The 18,000-nt window shown below is 62.1% G+C and carries 16 protein-coding genes, 2 tRNA genes and 1 pseudogene; 12 read left to right on the forward strand and 7 right to left on the reverse strand.

Annotated features, from left to right (window positions below; genetic code table 11):
• Positions 1–80 precede the first annotated feature (80 nt).
• Positions 81–155, reverse strand: a tRNA-Asn gene (locus NKI61_RS28820).
• 231 nt (positions 156–386) lie between these two features.
• Here NKI61_RS28820 and NKI61_RS28825 point away from each other — a divergent pair.
• From NKI61_RS28825 to NKI61_RS28840, 4 genes are all read left to right on the forward strand, one after another.
• Positions 387–647, forward strand: coding sequence for a PGPGW domain-containing protein (locus tag NKI61_RS28825; protein WP_023667708.1), 261 nt, complete (start codon positions 387–389; stop codon positions 645–647).
• Between the two features lie 337 nt (positions 648–984).
• Positions 985–1,058 (forward strand) — tRNA-Cys (locus NKI61_RS28830).
• A gap of 109 nt (positions 1,059–1,167) precedes the next feature.
• On the forward strand, positions 1,168–1,842 hold the full coding sequence (locus NKI61_RS28835) for a protein-L-isoaspartate O-methyltransferase family protein (RefSeq protein ID WP_023714408.1): 675 nt from the start codon (positions 1,168–1,170) through the stop codon (positions 1,840–1,842).
• A gap of 184 nt (positions 1,843–2,026) precedes the next feature.
• Positions 2,027–3,412 carry a TolC family outer membrane protein gene (locus tag NKI61_RS28840; protein ID WP_352841943.1) on the forward strand — a complete coding sequence of 462 codons (1,386 nt, stop codon included), beginning with the start codon at positions 2,027–2,029 and terminating at the stop codon, positions 3,410–3,412.
• A 206-nt stretch (positions 3,413–3,618) separates the two neighbouring features.
• Here the strand turns inward: NKI61_RS28840 and NKI61_RS28845 are convergent, their stop codons facing one another.
• The gene (locus NKI61_RS28845) at positions 3,619–3,801 is read right to left on the reverse strand and encodes a hypothetical protein (protein WP_352841949.1); all 183 of its coding nucleotides are present in this window, start codon (positions 3,799–3,801) and stop codon (positions 3,619–3,621) included.
• Here NKI61_RS28845 and NKI61_RS28850 point away from each other — a divergent pair.
• Entirely contained in the window at positions 3,743–4,621 is an 879-nt protein-coding gene (locus NKI61_RS28850; protein ID WP_023741513.1) for a PopZ family protein, read from the forward strand. The two genes, NKI61_RS28845 and NKI61_RS28850, sit on opposite strands and share 59 nt — an antisense overlap.
• A 268-nt stretch (positions 4,622–4,889) precedes the next feature.
• Positions 4,890–7,673, forward strand: coding sequence for a valine--tRNA ligase (locus NKI61_RS28855; RefSeq protein WP_023741512.1), 2,784 nt, complete (start codon positions 4,890–4,892; stop codon positions 7,671–7,673).
• On the opposite strand, the gene NKI61_RS28860 is transcribed toward NKI61_RS28855, so the two are convergent.
• Positions 7,622–7,951, reverse strand: coding sequence for a hypothetical protein (locus tag NKI61_RS28860; protein WP_352841945.1), 330 nt, complete (start codon positions 7,949–7,951; stop codon positions 7,622–7,624). The genes NKI61_RS28855 and NKI61_RS28860 overlap by 52 nt on opposite strands.
• A gap of 81 nt (positions 7,952–8,032) precedes the next feature.
• Between NKI61_RS28860 and NKI61_RS28865 the strand changes: the two genes are divergently transcribed.
• From NKI61_RS28865 to NKI61_RS28875, 3 genes are all read left to right on the forward strand, one after another.
• The gene (locus NKI61_RS28865) at positions 8,033–9,286 is read left to right on the forward strand and encodes an OmpP1/FadL family transporter (RefSeq protein ID WP_023741511.1); all 1,254 of its coding nucleotides are present in this window, start codon (positions 8,033–8,035) and stop codon (positions 9,284–9,286) included.
• 268 nt (positions 9,287–9,554) lie between these two features.
• On the forward strand, positions 9,555–11,279 hold the full coding sequence (gene ilvD / locus NKI61_RS28870; RefSeq protein WP_023706010.1) for a dihydroxy-acid dehydratase: 1,725 nt from the start codon (positions 9,555–9,557) through the stop codon (positions 11,277–11,279).
• Positions 11,266–12,090: a tetratricopeptide repeat protein gene (locus NKI61_RS28875; protein ID WP_023714413.1), complete on the forward strand. Its 825-nt coding sequence runs from the start codon at positions 11,266–11,268 to the stop codon at positions 12,088–12,090. The genes ilvD and NKI61_RS28875 overlap by 14 nt, the downstream gene beginning before the upstream one ends.
• A 44-nt stretch (positions 12,091–12,134) precedes the next feature.
• Here NKI61_RS28875 and NKI61_RS28880 read toward each other — a convergent pair whose 3' ends face one another.
• The 4 genes from NKI61_RS28880 to erpA all read right to left on the reverse strand — a co-directional run bounded on the left by NKI61_RS28880 (position 12,135) and on the right by erpA (position 14,053).
• Positions 12,135–12,389, reverse strand: coding sequence for a hypothetical protein (locus NKI61_RS28880; protein WP_245260192.1), 255 nt, complete (start codon positions 12,387–12,389; stop codon positions 12,135–12,137).
• A gap of 116 nt (positions 12,390–12,505) precedes the next feature.
• Complete coding sequence (gene xth / locus NKI61_RS28885) at positions 12,506–13,300, reverse strand: exodeoxyribonuclease III (RefSeq protein ID WP_023706008.1); 795 nt, start codon at positions 13,298–13,300, stop codon at positions 12,506–12,508.
• Positions 13,301–13,308: 8 nt separating this feature from the next.
• Complete coding sequence (locus NKI61_RS28890) at positions 13,309–13,701, reverse strand: VOC family protein (RefSeq protein WP_023691101.1); 393 nt, start codon at positions 13,699–13,701, stop codon at positions 13,309–13,311.
• A 4-nt stretch (positions 13,702–13,705) separates the two neighbouring features.
• Positions 13,706–14,053, reverse strand: a complete 348-nt coding sequence (gene erpA, locus NKI61_RS28895) for an iron-sulfur cluster insertion protein ErpA (RefSeq protein ID WP_031198637.1) — start codon at positions 14,051–14,053, stop codon at positions 13,706–13,708.
• Between the two features lie 76 nt (positions 14,054–14,129).
• Between erpA and NKI61_RS28900 the strand changes: the two genes are divergently transcribed.
• The 3 genes and pseudogenes from NKI61_RS28900 to NKI61_RS28910 all read left to right on the forward strand — a co-directional run.
• A complete protein-coding gene (locus NKI61_RS28900) occupies positions 14,130–15,344 on the forward strand; it encodes a deoxyguanosinetriphosphate triphosphohydrolase (RefSeq protein ID WP_023739017.1) in 1,215 nt (404 codons plus the stop codon).
• Between the two features lie 62 nt (positions 15,345–15,406).
• The gene (gene argS, locus NKI61_RS28905) at positions 15,407–17,170 is read left to right on the forward strand and encodes an arginine--tRNA ligase (protein ID WP_352841947.1); all 1,764 of its coding nucleotides are present in this window, start codon (positions 15,407–15,409) and stop codon (positions 17,168–17,170) included.
• A gap of 103 nt (positions 17,171–17,273) precedes the next feature.
• A pseudogene (locus NKI61_RS28910) lies at positions 17,274–18,000 on the forward strand (hypothetical protein); the annotation flags it as partial.

Below are 18,000 nucleotides of genomic sequence, written 5' to 3' on the forward strand. Positions count from 1 at the left end.
AAACCCCTTCGGGCCAAAAGTGTTACCCATGTCTCCGATATAAACCGTAACCTATGTGTCCGGAATGGACCTGGAAATGTTGGCTCCCCGGGCCGGATTCGAACCAGCGACCAACCGGTTAACAGCCGGTTGCTCTACCACTGAGCTACCGGGGAATAGAGGCTCTCATGTGAGTGGCGCAGCCTATAGCAAACCCTTTTCGGCTTTGCAAAGAAGCATTTCGCATTTTTTAGCGCATTTTCACCCAATGGTTTCTGGCAATCGCCGGATGACACCACATATGAGCCGTCTTGGGCGCCGTCGGACCTTGGTCGGCGGAACCTGAACGGCGATTGCAGCCTTTAGCGCATATGGCTTTATCGAAGGCAACCGGATCGACTTTCGACATGACTGCAGCAGACGAAAACCAGGCACCGGCTCGGAAAATCTCGGTGTTCGGGCGCGAGTTCACCATGCCGCGCTCGCGCGGGCTGAGGATCGCCATCGGTATCATGCTGGTGTTTTTCGGCCTTCTCGGCTTCCTGCCGATTCTCGGCTTCTGGATGATTCCGCTCGGCCTTTTGGTGCTTTCCTACGAATTTGCCGCGGTGCGCCGCCTGCGGCGCCGGTTCGTCGTCTGGTGGGAACGCCGTCGCCGGCCAAATTGAAAGCGATGGTGCGGGGTTCCGGTTCAGCGGCCGCTTCGCTTTCCAGCCCCTCGCAGATTTCCCCCTCGAAGATCCCTCGAGAACGGCAGCCGCCGGTGCCAGCCGCGTGCGATTATGCGGCGAAGCCGGTTTGCTCCCGCTGCGTAAAGCTGCGGGTTCGAGTTTCGCCGGTCGCGCAGCACGCTTGACGAGCGGCCAATATGCCGGTGCGCCAAGCGCTGAAACCGCTCGGGAACCACGTTGCGGAGGCTGATGAGGAAAGCGCGCCGGAATGCCGCGCGGACGCTTGACGACCTTTCGCTGCCACCATATTGAGTTCGCTCGCCGGGAGCGATGAGGCCTCGTGGCGGAGTGGTTACGCAGAGGACTGCAAATCCTTGCACCCCGGTTCGATTCCGGGCGAGGCCTCCAGTCGCTTCACCTCCCGCATGCCGGGGGCTTGAGTTCAGGTCGAATGCGCCGCAGTGTCGGCGCGACAAGCGCATTTCAGCGCATTGGCTTTTGACGGATTGGTTAGGACATGAGCGCTGATTTCTCCGAACTTCGCGTCAAGATGGTCGACGGCCAGGTCCGCACCACCGATGTGACCGACGCAGCATTGCTCGATGCCATGCTTGCCGTGCCGCGCGAGGCCTTTGTCGGGGCCGACCAACAGGCTCTCGCCTATATCGACGAGGATATCCGCATCTCCGACGGCGCCGATGGCAGCGGTGCGCGCTACCTCATGGAGCCGTCGCCACTGGCCAAGCTTTTGCAGTTGGCCGAGATCGACGCCGGCGATTCGGTGCTCGATGTCGGCTGCGGCACCGGTTATTCCGCGGCGCTGCTGTCCAGGCTGGCCAAATCCGTCGTGGCGCTGGAAAGCGATACCACACTGGCGGAAGCAGCCAAAGCGGCGCTTTCGGCGCAGGGCTGCGATAACGTCACCGTGGTCACCGGCCCACTGCCGCAAGGTCATGCCGCCAAGGCGCCCTACAATGTGATTCTCATCGGCGGCAGCGTCGAGAAAGTGCCTGCGGCGCTGCTTGACCAGCTAGCCGAAGGCGGTCGGCTGGTGGCTGTGGAAGGGCAGGGCAATGCGGGCGTAGCCCGGCTCTTTTTCAATGCAGGGGGGGTTGTAACCGGAAGACGGGCATTTAATGCGGCAATTAAGCCACTACCCGGATTTGAACGCATTCATGCCTTCGAGTTCTAAGTGATTTTGCCTTGCAGCAAAGACTCTGTCATGTTGGCTTGCGATTGAACAATCGTTGCTGATTGGTTAACCGGGGTTCGGGAGGCTGTCAGCGGGGGAACGATACATCGACGCGGCGCTGGCCGATCCCTAGGGATGGGCTGGCGTGGCGTAGTTCCCGTGCAAAACGAATGAGGGATATAAAGTGCCGTCCTTAGCCAAGAGTCTGTTTGTTACCGTCCTCATTTCCGCGACAGCGCTTTCGCCGATAGCCGCCTCGGCGGAAACCATTCTCGGCGCGCTTTCCAAGGCCTACCAGAACAATTCCTCGCTGAATTCGGCCCGTGCCGGCGTGCGCGTCACCGATGAGGGCGTGGCGATCGCCAAGTCGGGCTATCGCCCGGTGATCACTGGTTCGGCCGATATCGATTACACCTCCAGGCACCTAAACGGCAGGAACGCGAGCCTGGCATTGACCACCGGCAGCTTCGGCGTTCGGATTGACCAGACGCTGTTCGACGGCTTCCAGACCAAGAACAGAGTCGCGTCGGCCGCTGCACAGGTGAGGGCCTCGGTCGAGGGCCTGCGCAACACCGAAGAGAACACGCTGTTCAACGCGGCGAGCGCCTATATGGACGTGATTCGCGACCGCCAGGTGGCGGTGCTAACCGAACAGAACCTTCAGTTCCTGACCGAGCAAGCACGCGCGGCACGCTCGCGCTTCGAGGTCGGCGAGGGCACGCGCACCGATGTGGCGCAGGCCGACGCGTCGCGTTCGGCCGCGGTGGCGCAGTTGAGTGCCGCCCGTGCGCAGGCTCTGGCCAGTGCGGCAACCTATCATCAGATCGTCGGTGACGAACCGGGCAAGCTCAAGGCCGCGTCGCCGTTGGCGAAGCTGTTGCCGAGGAGTCTCGAGGCGGCGATCGGTATTGCATCGAACGAGCATCCGGCCATCCTGGCCGCCCTACATTCCGTCGATGCAGCGGGATTTGATGTAAAGACGCAGGAAGGTGCGTTGCTGCCGCAGTTGACTGCCAGTGCCGGCCTTTCCCATGCCTATCAAAATACCGTACCTGGCGCGGGGAATTCGGACGGCGACTCCAATGCGGCCACCGTCGGCGCGACGCTGACCGTTCCGATCTATTCGGGCGGCCGCACCTCCGCACTCGTTCGTCAGTCGAAGGAATCGCTCAGCCAAGCTCGCATCGAGGTGGATGTCAGCCGTGACTCGGTGCGCCAGGCCGTGACCTCGGCATGGACGCAATACATCGCAGCGCGGGAAAGCGTCGACGCCAACCGGCAGGTGATCGCGGCCGCACAATTGGCGCTCAACGGCGTCATCGAGGAGCGCAATGTCGGACAGCGCACCACGCTCGACGTGTTGAACGCCCAGAACGCCGTCATCTCGGCAAAGATCGACCTCGCCAGCTCCGAGCGCGATGTGGTTGTAGCGAGCTACGCCATCCTGTCGGCCATGGGCCGCCTGTCGGCCGATCGCCTGGCGTTGAATGTGGTGAAGTACAAGCCTGAAGAGCACTACAGAGCCGTCAAGGACAAGTGGATCGGGCTGCGTACGCCGGACGCTCGTTGAGCCCACCCGAGCGGCTCAAATCCCGCCAGGGTTGAAAGCATTTCACGCCGCGCTTCCCATGGATGCGCGGCGTTTGTCTTTTTTAGCCTAAATTGTTGAAATCCGGCGTCTCCCGAGATTGGGGATTCTCGGATGGCGATCCGTCGGCTACGCTGTCGCCATGATTCGTATCCGGCTTTGCCGGACAGGAAGCCAGGAACGGGTCACTACAGCGCCACGCGTCCGATGGATGCGCAAAGGACGCTGTAGAAACTTTGATTTTGCGCCTGATCCTCTTCGAAAATCGAAGATCGATTTTCGAGATCATGCGCGGGGGCGGCGGATGTGACGATGGCGACGGCAAGCAGCGCACAGCGCGAACCTTCCATGGAAGAAATACTGGCTTCCATCAGGAGGATCATCGAAGACAGCGACACCGGCCGCAAGCTGCCGGGCGACGCCGATGAGTTGCGCCAGGATCTTGTGGCCGCCGGGCCTATTTCGGATGTCGAGGCCTTCCGCAGCGAATTGCACAGCTCGACCGAAAGCAAGAAGCCGGTGACGCTGGCTGAGGTGCAGGCCCAACTGGCCGAGCCGGTGGTTGCGCGGCTGGAGCCGCGCTCCGAGCCGTCGCCAGTGAAGCCTGCCATTGCGGCAAATGCCACGACCGCCGCGCCACCCGCGCATGCTCCGATGACCCTGGCGGAAGTGAGCGCCAGGATAGCCAGCGAGCCTGCTCCCGCCGTCAGGGCAGAAGCTGCAGTGCGGGCAAAGGCGGAAACCACCGACTCGATCGTCACGGATTGGCGCCGCGAAATCGCGGCGGTTGGCAATCAGACAAAACCGGCTGAGACAGTACGGCAGCCGGAGATCAGGCAGCCAGAGACTGAAAATCGGCAGGCAGCAATCGCGGAGGTCGAGGCTTTCGAAGACGATCTCGCTGCCGAGCCGGCTTTCGAGGCTCATCCTTCGCGCAGCGAGCACGCGCGCCCGGCCGACGCAACTCCGGTTCGGCCGGCGATCGTTTCGGAACATACGGGACGGCAGGTCGCAGCGGCCTTCGGCGAACTCTCCGACGCCTTCGCCAGCCGCAGCAAGAAGACCTTCGACGAGATGGCCGAGGAGATGCTGCGGCCGATGTTGCAGGACTGGCTGGACAACAACCTGCCGACGCTGGTCGAGCGCCTGGTACGCGAAGAAATCGAGCGCGTCGCGCGCGGCGCGCAATAGGCATCACCACAGCCCGTTCCGGATTAAAGCGCCGCCTTCGGGCTGCGCTTTCTCGCTGCAGGCCAGCGTCCGGCTGATGTCGCGAATGCGATCAGCTTCCCGTCGGGATCGCTGACGATGAAGGTGCAGGCATGGCCTTCCCGTTGAAATGACCAAGGCCCCGCCTATTTGCGTTGAAGGACTGAGGCAGCCCTCGCGGTTGACTTGGCCAAAACCTTCCGATTTACACCGGGTCAGCAAAACTCCCGACCGCGCGGACCATTTTCCTATGCTTGAGAAGACCTACGACGCCAAGACCGTCGAGCCCAGGATCGCCAAAATCTGGGAAGAGGCGGACGCATTTCGCGCCGGCGCCGGCGCCGAGGAGGGGGCGGAGGCCTTCGCCATCGTCATCCCGCCGCCCAACGTCACCGGCTCGCTGCATATGGGCCATGCACTCAACAACACGCTGCAGGACATACTCGTGCGCTTCGAGCGCATGCGCGGCAAAAACGTGCTGTGGCAGCCCGGCATGGATCATGCCGGCATCGCCACGCAGATGGTGGTCGAACGCCAGCTGATGGAAAAGCAGATACATCGCCGCGATCTCACCCGCGAACAGTTCATCGACAAGGTCTGGGAGTGGAAGGCCGAGTCCGGCGGCGCCATTTTCAACCAGCTGAAGCGGCTCGGCGCCTCGGCGGACTGGTCGCGCGAACGCTTCACCATGGATGAAGGCCTGTCCAAGGCCGTGCTCGAAGTTTTTGTCAGCCTCTACAAGGAAGGGCTGATCTACAAGGACAAGCGCCTTGTGAACTGGGACCCGAAGCTGTTGACGGCGATCTCCGACCTGGAGGTCGAGCCGCAGGAGGTCAATGGCAATCTCTGGCACTTCCGCTATCCGATCGAGGGCGAGATTTTCGATCCGGAAAATCCTGGGACATTCATCACCGTGGCGACGACACGGCCCGAGACGATGCTGGGCGATACGGCAGTCGCCGTGCACCCGGACGACGAGCGCTACCGGCATCTGGTCGGCAAGAATGTCGTGTTGCCGATCGTCGGCCGGAAAATTCCGGTTGTGGCTGACGAGTATTCCGACCCGGAAAAGGGTTCCGGCGCGGTCAAGATCACGCCGGCGCACGACTTCAACGATTTCGAGGTCGGCAAGCGCCACAAGCTGCCGGCGATCAACATCCTGACCATCGAGGCGGCAATAACGCTCAGGGATAATGAGGATTTTCTCGCCGGGCTCGACGTGACGCCGGAGCGTCAGGCCGTCTGGGACGAGCTCGACGGTCTCGACCGTTTCGTCGCGCGCAAGAAAATCGTCGAGCTGATGGAGACCGGCGGCTTCCTCGACAAGATCGAGCCGCATCGCCACGCCGTGCCGCATGGCGATCGCGGCGGCGTGCCGATCGAGCCGTTTCTGACCGAGCAGTGGTATGCAAACGCCGCCGAGCTCGCCAAGCCGGCGATCGCATCGGTGCGTGAAGGCCGTACCAACTTCGTGCCGAAGAACTGGGAAAAGACCTATTTCGACTGGATGGAGAACATTCAGCCCTGGTGTATTTCACGCCAGCTGTGGTGGGGTCATCAGATCCCGGCCTGGTACGGGCCGGACGGCCGGGTCTTCGTCGAGAAGACCGAGGAAGAGGCGCTGGGCGCCGCGATTGAATATTATCTGGCGCTGGAAGGCCCGTGGAAGGCCTGGGTCGAGGACAAGCTCGAGACCTTCAAGCCGGGCGAAATCCTGAGCCGCGACGAGGATGTGCTCGACACCTGGTTCTCGTCCGCACTGTGGCCGTTCTCGACACTGGGCTGGCCGGATCACACGCCGGAGCTGAAGACCTATTACCAGACGGACGTGCTGGTGACCGGTTTCGACATCATCTTCTTCTGGGTCGCCCGGATGATGATGATGGGCCTGCATTTCATGCACGAGGAGCCGTTCCACACCGTCTATGTGCATGCGCTGGTGCGCGACAAGAACGGGCAGAAGATGTCGAAGTCGAAAGGCAACGTCATCGATCCGCTCGACCTCATCGACGAGTTTGGCGCCGATGCACTGCGCTTCACGCTGACGGTGATGGCGGCGCAGGGGCGCGACGTAAAGCTCGATCCGGCGCGCATCGCCGGTTACCGCAATTTCGGCACCAAGCTGTGGAACGCGACACGCTTTGCCGAGATGAACGAGGTCGCGCGCAATGACGATTTCTGGCTCAACGACGCCAAGCTGCCGGTCAATCGCTGGATCCTGACCGAGCTGACCAGGGCGTCGCGCGCGATCACCGAGGGCATCACCGGCTACCGCTTCAACGAAGCAGCGGGCGCCGCCTACCGCTTCGTCTGGAACCTGTTCTGCGACTGGTATCTGGAACTGCTGAAGCCGGTGTTTATGGGCACGGACGAGGCTGCCAAGGCCGAAAGCCGTGCCTGCGTCGCCTTCGTGCTCGACGAGATCTACAAGCTGCTTCATCCGATGATGCCGTTCATGACCGAGGAGTTGTGGGCGCAGACGGCAGGCGAGGGCAGGACGCGCGCAACGCTGCTGTGCCACGCTGCCTGGCCGTCACCCGACTTCGAGGACGCCGATGCGGCCGCCGACATCAACTGGCTGGTCGATCTGGTCTCCGGCATCCGCTCCGTGCGTTCGGAAATGAACGTGCCGCCGGCGGCGATCGCGCCGTTGGTGGTGGTCGGCGCCAGCGCCGAGACTCACCAGAGGCTGGAACGCCATGCGTCCGCCATCAAGCGGCTGGCGCGGGTCGGCGACATCTCGCTGCAGGACGCCGCGCCCAAGGGCTCGGCCCAGATCGTGCTTAACGAGGCGACGATCTGCCTGCCGCTCGGCAGCCTGATCGATCTCTCCGCCGAGGCGGCGCGGCTGCAGAAGGAACTGGCCAAGGTGACCGAGGAAATTGCGCGGCTGCACAAGAAGCTGTCGAACGAACGGTTCGTCGCCAGCGCGCCGGAAGAGATCGTCGCAGCCGAGCGCGAAAAACTCGACGAATACCGCGATCAGCAGGAGAAGCTTTCGGTGGCGCTGACCAGGGTGCGCGACGCCGGTTGACGGTCGGATTCGCGAGACGCTTGCAGCGCTTCGCGAAGGTTCTTTTGCTCGAAAAATAGGCGTTCCGTAACGTTAATATTGACGTAAACGGAAAGTTTCGACCTCATTGTTGCCATAATGTAACAATGGGGCAGAATGCCGGCAAAATAGCTGGTTTTGGGTGCTGTTTTGAGCGGTTTTACCTGATTTGTTCCCCGGTCTGCCGCCCAAATGGTCATTTTCGAACCTACCGGCCAGGCCGCCACTGTGTTCGAAATGCGGTCCGCAAGAGTGTACATGTACGCTATTCGAATTCATTGTTGCGCCGTTAACCCGAATTGGTTCTAGCTTGACGCACTAGTATTTCGGGGAGGACATCCATGAGCAATTTGCGTTTGAAAACACTGCTGGGGGCGGGGTGTTTTTCGCTGGGTTTGATTGGTTCCGTGCATGCCGGCGGCATCGAGCGCGGTGGCTACGACGTCGACCTTCTTTTCGATCCGGCGCCCTTCGCCACCGAAGCCGAAGCGACGTATGTCATGCCGGAGCGCAAGCTCAAGAATGCGGTGGACACAGATAATTCAGATGGCAACGTGTCGGCATTGGGCAGCACGGCGAAAGACAGCGAGAGCTACTGGGTGCCACGCATCGGCGTCAGGGCCGAGGTGGTCAAGGGTGTCGACTGTATGGTCGACTATTCACAGCCTTGGGGTGCGCATACGGCTCCCGGCCTTTGGGCCGGCGCGCAGTCCAACATGGAAACCGACATCAAGAGTAATAACTACGCCGGCACCTGCTCCTACAAGATGGATGCCGGCAAGGGGCAGCTTCGCTTCATCGGCGGTGTGTTCTACCAGGAAGTCTACGGTTTCAAGGAAAGCCTTGTGTCGCCACTGGTGCCCAATTTCGGCGGCACGGGTCGCGTTGACCTCAAAGGCACTGGCTGGGGCTGGCGTGCCGGCCTTGCTTACGAAATTCCTGAGATAGCGCTGCGCGCAAGCCTTGTTTATAATTCGCAAGTAAAGCTCGACAATCTCTCTGGCACGCTTGATTTGACGAAGGTCGGCATAGGGGTCGAGCCGATAGACATATATGGCAATGCCTCCATGCCAGATTCGTTGGAATTCAAGCTCCAATCCGGTATCGCACCCGGCTGGCTTGCCTTCGGGTCCGTCAAATGGGTCAACTGGAGCGTGTTGCAGAGCATTCCTATCTGCTCGCAAGCTTCTAAGGGGCTGGCAGCTTGTACGTCGATCTCTCCGGGGCTCGGCTCTCCGACTCCGGTGCGATTGACGTCGCTAGATCTGATGTACCGTGACGGTTGGACGGTTACCACAGGCATTGGCCACAAGTTCAACGAGCAGTGGAGCGGCGCAGCTCAGATTTCGTGGGATCGTGGTACCTCGCACGGCGTTGGCTCCCAGAGCGACACGTGGACACTCGGTGGCGGCGTCGCTTACACGCCAACCGCCAACATCGAAGTGCGGTTGGCCGGCGCGATCGGTGTGCTGACCAGCGGTCACTCAGGAACTTTGACAGACGAGAACGGCTACCAGGCCGGCACCGATGTCAGCTACAATTTCGGAAACGACTTGGTCACGGCCATTTCGGGCGGCGTCAAGATCAAGTTCTAAGGCTCTGAAAATTATAATAAAAGGCTGAGCGTTGCCCGGCCTTTTGTTTTGTGGGTGAAAGTTAGCGCTGCAAATCTGTCGCATCACTTTCACCTCTCGTAATTGTGACGTTTTGGCAACAGTTCCCGACCAACCCCCGCGCTACGGTCCCGCTCGACCAAATTGCCCATTTCCCGCCATAAACCCGGCGCACCTCGAATTTGTCTCGGGACACGCGCCAGAAGGCTCGGCGATGGGGCAGGCCGCACCGCCCGCGGCAAGGAAGAGAATGGACGCCAAAGTCATCTCCAAGGCCAAGCTGCCTAGCCGCCATGTGACCGTCGGTCCGGCGCGTGCGCCGCACCGTTCGTATCTCTATGCCATGGGGTTGTCGGCGGCCGAGATCGCGCAGCCGCTGGTCGGCGTTGCCTCCTGCTGGAACGAAGCGGCGCCTTGCAACATCTCGCTGATGCGCCAGGCGCAAGTGGTCAAGAAAGGCGTCGCGGCCGCCAACGGCACGCCGCGCGAATTCTGCACCATCACCGTCACCGACGGCATCGCCATGGGCCACCAGGGCATGAAGTCGTCGCTGGTATCGCGCGATGTCATCGCCGACTCGGTCGAACTCACCATGCGCGGCCATTGCTACGATGCGCTGGTCGGCCTTGCCGGCTGCGACAAGTCGCTGCCCGGCATGATGATGGCCATGGTGCGGCTCAACGTGCCGTCGATCTTCATCTATGGCGGCTCGATCCTGCCGGGCTCCTATCGCGGCCGCCAGATCACTGTGCAGGACGTGTTCGAAGCAGTCGGCCAGCATTCGGTCGGCACGGTCAGTGATGCCGAACTGCTCGAGATCGAGCAGGCGGCGTGTCCGTCCGCCGGCTCCTGCGGGGCCCAGTTCACAGCCAACACCATGGCCACCGTCGCCGAGGCGATCGGCCTGGCGCTGCCGTACTCCTGCGGCGCGCCGGCGCCTTACGAGATGCGCGACCGCTTCAATTTCGCCTCCGGCGAAAAGATCATGGAGCTGATCGCCAAGAACATCCGGCCGCGCGACGTCGTCACGCTGAAGGCGCTGGAGAATGCGGCGACCGTGGTTTCGGCCACCGGCGGCTCGACCAATGCGGCTTTGCACCTGCCGGCGATCGCGCATGAGGCAGGCATCAAGTTCGACCTGTTCGACGTTGCCGCGATTTTCGAGAAGACGCCCTACATCGCCGACCTCAAGCCGGGCGGCAAATATGTCGCCAAGGACATGTTCGAGGCCGGCGGCATTCCGCTGTTGATGAAGACGCTGCTCGACCACGGCTATCTCCATGGCGACTGCATGACCGTGACTGGCCGTACTTTGGCCGAAAACATGGAGCATGTTGCCTGGAATGATAGCCAGGATGTGGTCCGTCCCGCCAACCGACCAATCACCCAAACCGGCGGTGTCGTGGGCTTGAAGGGCAACCTTGCCCCCGAAGGCGCGATCGTGAAGGTCGCGGGCATGACGGAGCTGAAATTCTCAGGTCCGGCACGGTGTTTCGATTCGGAAGAGGAATGTTTCGAGGCGGTCACGCACCGCAACTACCGGGAAGGCGAGGTTCTCGTCATCCGTTACGAAGGTCCGCGCGGCGGCCCGGGCATGCGCGAGATGCTGTCGACGACGGCGGCGCTCTACGGCCAGGGCATGGGCGGCAAGGTCGCTCTCATCACCGACGGTCGTTTTTCGGGCGCGACGCGCGGTTTCTGCATCGGCCATGTCGGGCCAGAAGCTGCCGTTGGCGGCCCGATCGGACTGCTGAAGGATGGCGACGTGATCTCGATCGACGCAACCAAAGGCACGATCGAGGTCGACCTGTCCGAGGCTGAACTGGCAACGAGGGCGAAGGCCTGGAAGGCGCGCACGACCGACTATCAGTCGGGCGCGATCTGGAAATATGCACAGACGGTAGGGCCAGCCCGCGACGGCGCGGTCACCCATCCCGGCGGTGCCAAAGAAACACATTGCTATGCGGATATCTGAGTTGTTGAGGTCGTCTGTCCTTCCGGCACTGGTCGCTGTTGCGATCTTTGGCGCCGTGGGCCAGGCCATGGCCTTCGACGACAAGGTGTTCGACGACAAGACCGGCGTGAAGCCGCAATCGAGCCCATGGGCCGTGTTCCAGTTCGGCTTCTCCGCCTACAAGAGCGGCCACAAGGAACAGGCGGTCGAGGCCTATAAATACGCCGCCGAAAACGGCCAGATCGGCGCCACCTGGAAGCTCGCGCGCATGTATGCCGAAGGCGACGGCGTGACGCGCGACGACTATGCGGCCTTCAAATTCTTCTCCGAGATCGTCGATCAGGATGTCGAGCCGGGATCGCCGGAGGAAAGCTATGTCTCCGACGCGCTGGTGGCGCTGGGCGACTATCTCCGGACAGGCATCCCCGGCAGCCCGGTCGAGGAAAACGAGGTCGCGGCGCAGGAATATTACATGCGTGCGGCCGCCAATTACCGCAACCCGAACGCCCAGTTCGAGATGGGCCAGATGTTCCTGAAGGGCGAGGGCGGCGTCAAGGCCAGCGTCAAGCAGGCCGGCCGCTGGTTCCAGCTCGCCGCCGAAAAAGGCCATGCCGGCGCCCAGGCGACGCTTGGCAATCTTCTGTTCCAGAGCGGCAAGATCGTGCGCGGGCTGGCCATGATGACCGCCGCGCTCGAACGCGCCTCGCCGAGCGACCAGCCGTGGATCCGCGGCATGCAGGAAGAGGCATTTGCCGCCGCCGGCGAAGCCGACCGCCGCACTGCGATTTCGCTTGCCGACGATCTTCTCACCAAGGGTGGTGACGACCAGTGAAATTGCCAATCTCCCCCCTCAAGGGGGAAATTAGCTCACATCCATCAGTTCTCGGTGAGTTCCGCCGGCGCCGCTCTGTGTACCGGCATCGAGATCGGCGTGACGTGCAGATGCGGCTTCATCGTGCTGTCGGGGCAGCTGTCGCCGATCTTGGTCCATGAGGTGTTGTTGAGCACCAGGTCGCAGCGGGCCATATGGCTCTTGTCTGAAACCGTCAGGCAGGTGACCTGGCCGACCTGGTAGGACTTGCCATTGGCCAGGCACTGCTGATCGGCAAGTGCCGCTGCAGGAGAGGCCATGGCAGATGCCAGACCGATCGGGCAAAGGAGGAATCGTAGTGCCATGGAACCCCAGCCGCCATGCTGACCTCTGACTGAATGGCGCGATTGTGGCGACATCAGGGTTTCGGCTGATATCAGGCCGGCAGCAGCGCCAGATCGATCGCCACCGGCACATGGTCGGAAGGCTTTTCCCAGGCGCGCACGTGCTTTTCAATCGAGGCCGAGGAAAAGCGGTTGGCGGCTTCGGGCGACAACAGCAGATGGTCGATGCGGATGCCGTTGTTCTTCTGCCAGGCACCGGCCTGGTAATCCCAGAAGGTATAGACATCGGCCGCATCGGTGACGGCGCGGACTGCCTCGGTGAAGCCGAGATTCTTCAGCCGTCGGAAGGCCTGCCGGGTCTGCGGCTGGAACAGCGCATCGCCAAGCCAGTTCTCGGGGAAGCGCGCATCGACCGGCTCGGGGATGACATTGTAGTCGCCGGCCAGTACCAGCGCCTCCTCCAGAAGCAGCCGTTGCTCGGCCCAGCGATGCAGCCGTTCCATCCAGGCCAGCTTGTAGGGAAACTTCTTCTCGTCATCGACCGGGTTGCCGTTGGGCAGATAGAGCGAGGCGACGCGAAGCGCGCCCTGGTCGGTCGAGAACACGCCCTCGATGAAGCGCGCCTGCTCGTCGGTGTCGTCACCGGGCAGGCCCCTGATAACCTCGTCGAAGGGAAGCTTCGACAGCAGGGCGACGCCGTTAAAGCCCTTCTGGCCATGGGTTTCCACGTTGTAGCCAAGCGCCTCGATCTCGGCGCGCGGGAACTGCTCGTCGACCGACTTGATCTCCTGCAGGCAGACGATGTCGGGCTGGCTTTCGCTCAGCCAGTGGGTGAGGTTGCCGATGCGGGCGCGAATCCCGTTTATGTTCCAGGTAACGATTTTCATGGGCGGCCTCAGGGATGTTCGGGCGAAAGACGTTCGACAAGCCCGATCGTATTGCCTGCCGGGTCCTTTAGAAAGGCCATCCACTCGCTTTCCCCCGCCGTTCCGAACGTGCCTTCGGTGTCGTTGTGGACGAGCGCCGGCGGTGCGGTGAAGGGAACGCCGGACGCTTTCGCCTCGGCGTGGAAGGCTTCGAGCCCGGCTATATCGAGATAGACGGTGCCGGCCGGAACGCCATCGGTGAACAGCAACCTGATATCACCGGCCATGATGAAGGCGATGCCCGGCGGATCGTAGCGGGCGTGAACGTTGAGGCCGAGCACATCGCGCCAGAAGGCCAGCGTCACGTCGAGATCGCGCCCGGCCGACAGTGCGACCTGACGGACCGCGCCGACGCCGGACATCTGCCTAGATGGAGAAACTGGTGCCGCAGCCGCAGGAGGCGACTGCATTGGGGTTGCGGATCTGGAACGATTGGCCCATCAGATCGTCGACGAAGTCGATCACCGAGCCGCCCATATAGACCAGCGACAAATCGTCGATCAGCACGGTGGCGCCGTCCTTTTCGATGGCGACGTCGTCGTCGTTGCGCGTACCGACCAGGTCGAACTTGTAGGAAAAGCCGGAGCAGCCGCCGCCTTCGACGGAGACGCGCAGCGCCGTCTTGCCGGCCTCGCCCGAGACGATTTTCGCGATCCGCCTGGCGGCGGACTCGGTCATCTCGACTTTCATGGCAGTCTTGGCATCAGCGCCCATGGGCGTCACCTTGCTTTCAGTTTCACATGATAGGTATGAAGCGGGAAGGGGCAAGTCAACTGCGGCGGCATCAGCCATGACAAATGAGCTTGGCGACATTGGGTTCGGCTATCGGCCGCGCGCGGCCTATGCCAGCGACCCAGCCAGGTCGCGCGGGCGGCTCTATGACGAGGTCGAGAGCCCGACTCGCACGCCATTCCAGCGCGACCGCGACCGTATCATTCATTCGACTGCCTTCCGCCGCCTGAAGCACAAGACGCAGGTGTTCGTCGCCCATGAAGGCGACCACTATCGCACCCGGCTGACGCATTCGATCGAGGTCGCGCAGATTGCGCGGGCTCTGGCGCGAGCGCTGCGCGGCGACGAGGATCTGGCCGAGGCGGTCGCCTTGGTGCACGATTTCGGTCACACGCCGTTCGGCCATACCGGCGAGGACGCGCTGAACGAGCGGATGGCCCAATGGGGCGGCTTCGACCACAATGCGCAGTCGCTGCGCGTGGTGACGCGGCTGGAGCGGCGCTATGCCGAGTTCGACGGGCTAAACCTGACCTGGGAAACGCTGGAAGGGCTGGTCAAGCACAATGGGCCGCTGACAGATGCCAAGGGAAAAGGGCTCAAAGGCCCGGTGCCGCAGGCGATCCGCGACTATTCCGAGCTGCACGACCTCGAACTCGACCATTTCGCCGGCATCGAGGCGCAATGTGCTGCGATCGCCGACGATATCGCCTACAACACCCATGACATCGACGACGGCCTGCGCTCCGGCTTCCTGACCTTGGACATGCTGGAAACGGTGGCGCTGCCGGGATCGATCCTGGCAAGCGTGCGCGCGCGCTATCCGGGCCTGGACGATGTGCGCACCGGCCATGAGCTGATGCGCCGGCAGATCACGATGATGGTCGAGGATGTCATTGTTTCCACCACCGCCAATCTTGAGCGCATCAAGCCTGACAGCGCCGAAGCGGTGCGGGCGGCGGGCGAAACGATGGTGACCTTTTCCGCTGACGTGGCGGCGACCGAGAAGGAATTGAAGACCTTTCTCTACAAGCATCTCTACCGGCATGACGAGGTGATGCGCGTTCGCACTCAGGCCGAGCAGATCGTGCGCGACCTGTTCGATGTCTATTTCGCCGATCCGCGCGCCATGCCGGACGGCTGGCGGGAGGGGCTCGACCGGGCGGAGGACCGCATCAAGGCGCGCAGCGTCGCCGATTTCCTGGCGGGGATGACGGATACCTACGCCTTGAAGGAACACCGCCGTCTGTTTGACCATACGCCCGATTTAAGCTAGGGCGGGCGCGATTTGCCGGCCAATGAGCCGGTTCCCCTGCACAGTCCGCCAGAGCAAGACCCATGAACATCTTCGCCGATTTCAGCGCGCGAATCACAAAAGCCGTCGAAGCGCTTGATTTGAAACACAGTAATGGCGTTTCGCCCGACCTGTCGCGCATCGCCGTCGAGCCGCCGCGCGACGCCAGCCATGGCGATCTCGCCACCAATGCGGCGATGGTACTGGCCAAGCCCACCGGGCAGAACCCGCGCGCGCTGGCCGAGCGGCTGGTGGAAGTGCTGCGCAGCGACGCCGATGTTGCCGAAGCCGACGTCGCCGGTCCCGGCTTCGTCAATCTCCGGCTCAAGGACGCTTTCTGGCAGGCACATCTGACCGCGGTGCTCGGCGAGGGGCAAAACTACGGCCGCTCGACCATTGGTGGCGGCAAGAAGACCAATGTCGAATATGTCTCGGCCAATCCGACCGGGCCGATGCATGTCGGCCATTGCCGGGGCGCGGTTGTCGGCGACACGCTTGCAAATCTGATGGCCTTCGCCGGCTATGACGTCACCAAGGAATACATCATCAACGACGCCGGCGCGCAGATCGACGTGCTCGGGCGTTCGGCCTTCCTGCGCTACCGCGAGGCGCTGGGAGACGACATTGGCGAGATACCGGCCGGTCTCTATCCCGGCGATTACCTTGTGCCGGTCGGTCAGGCGCTGGCTGCCGAATTTGGCCGCAAGCTCTTGCAGATGCCCGACGATGAGTCGCTGGTAATCGTCAAGGACCGCACGATCGACGCCATGATGGTGATGATCCGCGAGGATCTGGCGTTGCTCAATGTGCATCACGACGTTTTCTTCTCCGAGCGCACGCTGCATGCCGACAATGCCAGGAGGATCCGCTCGGCGATCAACGATCTGACGCTGAAGGGCCATATCTACAAGGGCAAGCTGCCGCCGCCCAAGGGCGAGAAGCCGGACGACTGGGAAGACCGCGAGCAGACGCTGTTCCGCTCGACGGCGGTCGGCGACGACATGGACCGGGCGCTGGTCAAGTCCGACGGCTCGTTCACCTATTTCGCCGCCGACGTCGCCTATCTCAAGGATAAGGTCGACCGCGGTTTCGTCGGCCTGATCTATGTGCTGGGCGCCGACCATGGCGGCTACGTCAAGCGGCTGGAAGCGCTGGCGCGGGCGATTGCAGGCGATGATCTGAACCTGCAACTCACGGTGCTCCTGTGCAATCTGGTGAAGCTGTTTCGCGATGGCGAACCGGTTCGGATGTCGAAGCGGTCGGGCGAATTCGTGACCTTGCGCGAAGCGGTGGAGGAGGTGGGCCGCGATGCTATCCGCTTCATGATGCTCTACCGCAAGAGCGACGCGCCGCTCGACTTCGATTTCGCCAAGGTCACCGAACAGTCCAAGGACAATCCCGTGTTCTACGTGCAGTACGCTTCGGCGCGCTGTCATTCGGTGTTCCGGCAGGCGAGCGAGCAACTGGGCGAGGCCAATTTCGACCGCAACAGCCTGGCCGCGGCCTCGGCGTCGCTCACCGACGAGGGCGAGATCGGCCTGATCCGGAAGCTGGCTGAATATCCAAGGCTGATCGAATCCGCGGCCCTTGCGCTGGAGCCGCACCGGCTGGCATTCTACCTCTACGATCTGGCTTCCACCTTCCATGGACACTGGAATCGGGGCACCGAGAATCCCGACTTACGTTTTGTTAAGGTTAACGACCGACAATTGACTCATGCCAGACTAGGGCTGGTGCAGGCTGTTTCGGATGTTTTGACCTCCGGCCTGACGCTGATTGGGGCTGATGCGCCCACTGAGATGCGTTAGGTTTAACTAAAACACCTGTCACCATTTGCCCACATTGCGCTGGTAAGGGCCAACCCTACGCGACGTCCATGGCGTCCGAATGAGTGCGAGTTCGGGAACAATAATGGCAGACAGAACCCAGCTGAGAGTAGCCGACAACAACGACATCGCCGAAGATGACCCGTTCGCTGAACTGACCAGGATCATGGGTTTCGATCCGCGCCAGCCGGTCAAGCCGCAGGCGCCAGCCGTCGAGACGGCTGCAGACGAGGGCGATTTCGACATCGACCTCGAGAAGGAGTTGATGGGCGAATTCGGCGATGAAGTCGGTTCCATGGAGGCCAGCCAGCCAGCTCCCGAGGTTCACCAGCCTGCCGCTGAGCCCTACGAACCTGCTGCCGAGATTCGCGAGCCGGCTTTCGAAACCACCGATGCCGCGATGGACGATGCGCTGGCTGCTTCGCTGGAATATGATTTCGTCTTCGACGATGCCGCCGATCTGGATTTCGGCGCTGCCCCGCAGGCTGCGGCTGCTCCCGTTGAACCCTCGTTTGCCGAACCTTCGTTTGCCGAGCCCGCATTCGACGAAGCTGCATTCGACGATGATTTCGACAATGCCGTCGCCAGCTCGTTGGAAAACGTATCGCCGCTCGAAGACGACCTGCCGATGGATGACGAGCTTGCCGCTTCGCTCGAGCAGGGGTTGCTGCTCGATGACGATGCGACCGTCGCCCATGCCGCAGATGTCGCCCAGGTTGCTGCTGCGCCCGCCGACGATGTCGCGTTCGACGATGATTTCGACAATGCCGTCTCGATGTCGCTGGAAGACGAGCTGACGCTGGACGGTCCTG

This window comes from Mesorhizobium sp. M0514 (assembly GCF_040321145.1).
GTDB lineage: Bacteria > Pseudomonadota > Alphaproteobacteria > Rhizobiales > Rhizobiaceae > Mesorhizobium.

What these genes read in the sequence shown, in the direction of transcription:
- NKI61_RS28880 (WP_245260192.1), bottom strand. Translation starts at nt 12,389, where the DNA reads ATGGCCTCTCCTGCAGCGGCACTTGCCGATCAGCAGTGCCTGGCCAAT.
- ilvD (WP_023706010.1), top strand. Translation starts at nt 9,555, where the DNA reads ATGGACGCCAAAGTCATCTCCAAGGCCAAGCTGCCTAGCCGCCATGTG.
- xth (WP_023706008.1), bottom strand. Translation starts at nt 13,300, where the DNA reads ATGAAAATCGTTACCTGGAACATAAACGGGATTCGCGCCCGCATCGGC.
- NKI61_RS28850 (WP_023741513.1), top strand. Translation starts at nt 3,743, where the DNA reads ATGGCGACGGCAAGCAGCGCACAGCGCGAACCTTCCATGGAAGAAATA.
- erpA (WP_031198637.1), bottom strand. Translation starts at nt 14,053, where the DNA reads ATGGGCGCTGATGCCAAGACTGCCATGAAAGTCGAGATGACCGAGTCC.
- NKI61_RS28875 (WP_023714413.1), top strand. Translation starts at nt 11,266, where the DNA reads ATGCGGATATCTGAGTTGTTGAGGTCGTCTGTCCTTCCGGCACTGGTC.
- NKI61_RS28890 (WP_023691101.1), bottom strand. Translation starts at nt 13,701, where the DNA reads ATGTCCGGCGTCGGCGCGGTCCGTCAGGTCGCACTGTCGGCCGGGCGC.
- argS (WP_352841947.1), top strand. Translation starts at nt 15,407, where the DNA reads ATGAACATCTTCGCCGATTTCAGCGCGCGAATCACAAAAGCCGTCGAA.
- NKI61_RS28825 (WP_023667708.1), top strand. Translation starts at nt 387, where the DNA reads ATGACTGCAGCAGACGAAAACCAGGCACCGGCTCGGAAAATCTCGGTG.
- NKI61_RS28845 (WP_352841949.1), bottom strand. Translation starts at nt 3,801, where the DNA reads ATGGAAGCCAGTATTTCTTCCATGGAAGGTTCGCGCTGTGCGCTGCTT.
- NKI61_RS28855 (WP_023741512.1), top strand. Translation starts at nt 4,890, where the DNA reads ATGCTTGAGAAGACCTACGACGCCAAGACCGTCGAGCCCAGGATCGCC.
- NKI61_RS28900 (WP_023739017.1), top strand. Translation starts at nt 14,130, where the DNA reads ATGACAAATGAGCTTGGCGACATTGGGTTCGGCTATCGGCCGCGCGCG.
- NKI61_RS28860 (WP_352841945.1), bottom strand. Translation starts at nt 7,951, where the DNA reads ATGTACACTCTTGCGGACCGCATTTCGAACACAGTGGCGGCCTGGCCG.
- NKI61_RS28865 (WP_023741511.1), top strand. Translation starts at nt 8,033, where the DNA reads ATGAGCAATTTGCGTTTGAAAACACTGCTGGGGGCGGGGTGTTTTTCG.
- NKI61_RS28835 (WP_023714408.1), top strand. Translation starts at nt 1,168, where the DNA reads ATGAGCGCTGATTTCTCCGAACTTCGCGTCAAGATGGTCGACGGCCAG.